This window comes from Acinetobacter sp. WCHAc060033 (assembly GCF_004209125.1).
Lineage (GTDB): Bacteria > Pseudomonadota > Gammaproteobacteria > Pseudomonadales > Moraxellaceae > Acinetobacter > Acinetobacter wuhouensis.
In genome coordinates this window covers 1-1,951 of record NZ_SGSW01000127.1, presented here as the reverse complement: position 1 = coordinate 1,951, position 1,951 = coordinate 1, and the positions used below count along the sequence as shown (strand labels likewise).

At 38.7% G+C, this 1,951-nt stretch carries 3 protein-coding genes; all 3 read left to right on the top strand.

What is annotated here, in order from left to right; translation table 11 throughout:
- Window positions 1-166 precede the first annotated feature (166 nt).
- The 3 genes from rplU (at window position 167) to lolA (ending at window position 1,695) form a co-directional block, all read left to right on the top strand.
- Complete coding sequence (gene rplU, locus EXE10_RS20765) at window positions 167-478, top strand: 50S ribosomal protein L21 (protein ID WP_010113102.1); 312 nt, start codon at window positions 167-169, stop codon at window positions 476-478.
- A 19-nt stretch (window positions 479-497) separates the two neighbouring features.
- Window positions 498-752 carry a 50S ribosomal protein L27 gene (rpmA, locus tag EXE10_RS20760; RefSeq protein ID WP_004828213.1) on the top strand — a complete coding sequence of 85 codons (255 nt, stop codon included), beginning with the start codon at window positions 498-500 and terminating at the stop codon, window positions 750-752.
- Between the two features lie 244 nt (window positions 753-996).
- Complete coding sequence (gene lolA / locus EXE10_RS20755) at window positions 997-1,695, top strand: outer membrane lipoprotein chaperone LolA (protein ID WP_130114580.1); 699 nt, start codon at window positions 997-999, stop codon at window positions 1,693-1,695.
- Window positions 1,696-1,951: the final 256 nt, after the last annotated feature.

Below are 1,951 nucleotides of genomic sequence, written 5' to 3'. Positions count from 1 at the left end.
ATATTTAGATTAAATTGCATACAAGTGTAATATTTGATGGAAATGACTTGTTGTTTAATCCATTATCACTTAAAATCCTTGCCCTTGTATAACCCCCAGTGGCGTTCGTCTTAAGATCGATATCTTCCTTTATCGGCACGACGACACGGGCAAGTTGGAGTACGTTATGTACGCAGTAATCCAAAGCGGTGGTAAACAGCACCGTGTTGTTGAGGGTGAAACCCTTAAAGTAGAATTGTTGAAAGCTGAAACTGGCGCAACTATTACATTTGATGATGTATTAATGGTTGTGAATGGCGAAAGCATTCAAATCGGTGCTCCAGTTGTTGCTGGCGCAAAAGTAACTGCAGAAGTGGTTGGTCATGGTCGTCACGACAAAATCCGTATTGTTAAAATGCGTCGTCGTAAACATTACCGTAAACAACAAGGTCACCGTCAATGGTTCACTGAGTTGAAAATTACTGCGATCGCAGGCTAATCACTAGGAGTAAATAGACATGGCAACTAAAAAAGCCGGTGGTTCGACTAAAAACGGTCGTGACTCGAATCCTAAAATGTTAGGTGTTAAAATGTACGGTGGTCAAGCTGTGACTGCTGGTAACATTATCGTTCGTCAACGTGGTACTGAATTCCACGCTGGTGCAAACGTAGGTATGGGCCGTGACCATACTTTGTTCGCTACTGCTGACGGCGTAATCAAATTTGAAGTGAAAGGTCAATTTGGCCGTCGCTATGTATCTGTTGAAGTGTAAGCTTTAAGAGTACAAAAAAGACCCGCTTTATTGCGGGTTTTTTATGATCTGGAAAACTATTTGCGCTGAATCAGTCAGAATTAGATCTCCATCATCATGAATGAATTTCTACATTTCTATCCAATAACAATACAAAACTTCTTATTTTCTCAATTATTACCTGCCCAATTTGGTTTAAGATAGGTCATCGAATAAATAACAACTGTATCGACTTATTTGGTACAGGTATAGAAAAGGTGAACCTATGAAAATGCTTCGTAAAACGATGGGTGCAGTAGCAATGAGTGCGGCTTTGCTTGCACCAGTCATGATGAGCACAACAGTTTTTGCAGCAACTGCTGCATCGGAGCAACAAGCGACTGCGAACTTGGTGAAACAATTGAGTGGCATGAAGAGCTTTACTGCAAACTTTGAACAAACAACGAAAGTGACGCAAACAGGTAAAGTCGCTCAGAAGAAAGGTTTAACAGCTCAACATATGAATCAGACCTTTAAAGGGGTGATGAAAGTTGAACGTCCTGGTAAATTCTTTTGGCAAACCACAACACCATCAAAACAAACGATCGTGACTTCAGGACGTACAGTATGGATTTATGATCCAGACTTGCAGCAAGCTGTTCGTCAAAGCTTAGATGAGCAGGTTGCCAATACTCCAGCATTATTATTGAGTGGTAATGCCCAACAAATTCAAAAGGCATATCGTATTACACAGCCAAATGCAGGCAAAACTTATTACACGCTTTATCCTAAACAAAAAGATGGCGCATTCCAAAGTTTGACCATTAGTTTTGGGGCAAAAAATGCGCCGACGTTGATGATTTTACAAGATTCATTGGGTCAAACAACGACTGTACGTTTTAACAATGTCAATGTAAATGCATCAATTCCGGCATCGACATTTAACTTTGTACCACCAAAAGGTACTGATATTATTGATCAATAATAGATGATTGTTCATTCGCTCATAAAGTGAATGATTTGATTATTTAAAAATTGATTTGGCATGATCAAAAGCAATCTTCGGATTGCTTTTTTTATGTCTAATGAAGTTGAGCAAGGCGAGATTGATTTTTATAGAGGTCTTGAACATGTTTTGTTTTATCTCTATTTTTCAGATATAAAAGAACAAGAATAAGTTCAAAAGCTAAAAGATATTCTCTGAAATAAAAAAAAGGTGCTTGAATGTCTCGTCATCAAGG

Bases quoted from the DNA above. Each gene is read 5' to 3' on its own strand.
- rplU (WP_010113102.1), top strand. From the start codon at position 167: ATGTACGCAGTAATCCAAAGCGGTGGTAAACAGCACCGTGTTGTTGAG.
- rpmA (WP_004828213.1), top strand. From the start codon at position 498: ATGGCAACTAAAAAAGCCGGTGGTTCGACTAAAAACGGTCGTGACTCG.
- lolA (WP_130114580.1), top strand. From the start codon at position 997: ATGAAAATGCTTCGTAAAACGATGGGTGCAGTAGCAATGAGTGCGGCT.